Annotated in this window: 2 protein-coding genes; both read right to left on the minus strand. The window is 35.7% G+C overall.

Going from position 1 to position 3,037, the window contains the following annotated elements; translation table 11 throughout:
- Positions 1 to 50 precede the first annotated feature (50 nt).
- Complete coding sequence (locus V7149_RS08420) at positions 51 to 617, minus strand: glycerol-3-phosphate acyltransferase (protein WP_335345201.1); 567 nt, start codon at positions 615 to 617, stop codon at positions 51 to 53.
- Positions 618 to 751: 134 nt separating this feature from the next.
- The gene (locus V7149_RS08425; protein ID WP_335345202.1) at positions 752 to 2,920 is read right to left on the minus strand and encodes a beta-propeller domain-containing protein; all 2,169 of its coding nucleotides are present in this window, start codon (positions 2,918 to 2,920) and stop codon (positions 752 to 754) included.
- Between the last annotated feature and the right edge of the window lie 117 nt (positions 2,921 to 3,037).

Raw genomic sequence — 3,037 nt, forward strand, 5'->3', positions numbered from 1 at the left:
TATGGTAAACACTCCAGATTATGAATAAAATATAGTTTGCTAATGTAAGACTAAGTTTGCTTAATTTTTCTTAATAAGTTTTCTGAATGCGCAAAAATAAGAATGATAATTATTGCTGCTACTATCCATAAAAGTTCAATGGAATGGTAAAGATACGAAATAGAAAATGGTATCAGGCAAATGGCTGCAAGTCCTGCAATCGTAAAGCTTTTAGTAAAAGGGAAAAATAGTAAAAAACCAATGATAATGACCAGTGCCAGCAATGGCTCGAATGTAATGATTCCCCCGATAAAGGTTGAAATTCCTTTTCCGCCTTTAAATCGAAAAAGGATTGGTTTAATATGTCCGATTACAGCTAGGCTAAGGCCAGCCAGCATTTCCAATTCTGTAAATTGCAGATATCTTCCAATTATGATGACAATACTGCCTTTACATGCATCACCGAGAAATGTAATGACAAAAGCCTTTTTTCCATATAATCGTCCGATATTTCGTGCTCCTGGGTTTCCGGAACCTTGATTATGTACATTTCCTTTCCCAAAAAGCTTTAAAAAAATGTGAGCAGTCAGGATATTGCCGATAAAATAAGAGCCAATAAAATAAATTATTTGATTCATATGGATCTCCAGCCTTTTTTGATTGTTGGACTAGGAATCTAGCAGTCTAGTTCTGAATTATGTAAGAGATATATACTATATTATGGACAAGTATCATTGATTATTCAATAAAAATAACACCCAAAAAATGGGTGTTATTTTTTCAAGCTTAATTCCCCTTGCTGATGATACGAATTTAGATCGTATGATGATATTTTGGTTGGGGATAAGGCATATAGGGAGTTTCCAATATAAATAATCCGATTAATTTGATTCTCCCATTCCTCATATGGTGCTTGAGGATCCTGATGTGTTAATTTCGTTTGTAAGTGAAAGCCCGTTCTTAAATCAATGTTGTAAACAAATCCTCCTTGGAACTCAAATGTAGACTCATATTCACTATTTGGTTTGTTTTGATGAACGGTAATTGGAAAGGCAAAAAGATTTTTCTTTTTATCAAACAAGAGTGCTTTATGATCATGATTTAATGGTGAGTACGTACCTCTGCCTCCGATAATTTCCGTAAATTTCTCTTTCGGATTTGACATATCACTTACATCGAAAAGGGAAATTTTTACCCCATCCGTTAAAATGATTGGCTGATTACCGGGACCTTTCCCGCTTACCTTTGTATCATAACCAAAACCAATGAGATGATTTTCGTCAAATGGGTGCAGATAATTGCTGAAACCTGGTATTTTCAATTCCCCTAGAATCTTTGGATTCTTCGGGTCCTTTCCATCAATGACAAATAACGGATCCGTCTCTCTAAAGGTCACAATGTAAATGCGATCATTCATAAACCTTGCTGAATAAATTCGCTCTCCCCTTGCAAGATCCTCAAGTTCACCTACCTGCTTTAGATTTTCATCCAATATATAAAGATTATTCGCTGAAGGCCGCTTGTCATCCCAAACATAGCCCTTTGTCGTGGCAATGCGAAAATACCCAGCATATTCATCCATGGAAAACTGGTTTAATACCGTTCCCGGAACTTCACTCGAGCTATGAAATTCCACCTTCATGCCATCCACGTTAAATTTATAAACAGTTGTATCTGGCTGTTCAGATTTACCGTCTATATGTGGAAACCAATAATAGTTGCTGACCGCTATATAGAGATTATTTTTTGACATATAAAGATTATTGCCGCTGCCTAAATAGGTGGATACGGAAATTTTTTCAGTTGGTTTATCTAGATCAATTACAGCAATATTTGTGAAATTTGTTTCGCTCGATCCAGGAAAATACTGAATATGATCGAAATCAACTGGCTGCAAGCCTGGTTTCTCTAATGAATCGGAATACTTAGGGCGTATATCAATTTCTGGATTGTCTTTCAAGATCCAAACATCTGGATATTTATTAGCAATAAGATAGACTTTTCCATTCATAAGCCTAGATGAAAGCAGTGAGCCTTCCATTTCGAATTCTCTTATTTTTTTCGGTGTCTGTTTATTTTCAATATTGTATATAATGGCTTTCGTTGTTTCGTGTACAGGAGCAATGGCAATTTTGGCTATTTCTTTCTGTGTCGGGTACGGCATCTTCCCGTAGCTATTTCCTAAAATAATTAACTGATCCTCGTATATAAAAAGCTGGTAAGGAGAAAAAGAATGGTCAAATGATAGCACAGACTCTAATGTCATCTTATCGGAAGGAGCTGCTTTAATGATTTGGACCTTTTCGTCCACGACCTGATAAATATGCGAACCATCTGTTTTAACCGTATCTGCTTCATCGATTCCCTGAACCTGAACATTCGTTTCAGAATAATTAGACCCGCTTTTATCAGCTGCCGCACTTTCCTGTGAAGACTCCTTCACGCTAATTGAAAAACCTGTTTTATGTTTCTTCTCTTCTTCCTTTACACGATTTAATAATAATTCATTTAAGGCAGTTTTTGATTTAACTGAAGGAAGAGTGTCTTTTACTTCGAAGGATTGGCTCTTCCCAGAAAGCAGTTTTTTTCCGAGGGCAGATTTTATATCTGAGCTCAGATGCAAAGTATAATATTTTGCCTCTAATGAATATCCGCCATCAGGAGGTTCTACAATAACAGAGTTTCCCTCCTTACTGACATTCACTTTCACTTTTTGGTTTTGTCCCTTTTCATCTATCACATAAACCGTTTTTTCATTTACACTTTTTGGATCTAGTTTAGCGGAAAAGTTAAATTTCCAAATCTTATTCTGCAGGACAATGGTCTTATCATTTCTTGTATCCATCCCACTGACAACCTTTAATTGTGTAATGAGGAAAAATGAAAACATCACTGTTATAACTGTAAAAATTCCGCCTATAGTGAACCATTTTTTCTTCATTGCTGTCCCCCCTTTATAGCTTTTGACGAAATAGGATTCCCTTTAGTTACAATCACTTCCTTTTCATCCATAGATTTACTTCAAAATTAATAATAAAAAATATCCGCTCGATTTGAG

The sequence above is a fragment of the Bacillus sp. JJ1503 genome (genome assembly GCF_036965125.1).
Lineage (GTDB): Bacteria > Bacillota > Bacilli > Bacillales > Cytobacillaceae > Cytobacillus.

What these genes read in the sequence shown, in the direction of transcription:
- V7149_RS08420 (WP_335345201.1), bottom strand. Translation starts at nt 617, where the DNA reads ATGAATCAAATAATTTATTTTATTGGCTCTTATTTTATCGGCAATATC.
- V7149_RS08425 (WP_335345202.1), bottom strand. Translation starts at nt 2,920, where the DNA reads ATGAAGAAAAAATGGTTCACTATAGGCGGAATTTTTACAGTTATAACA.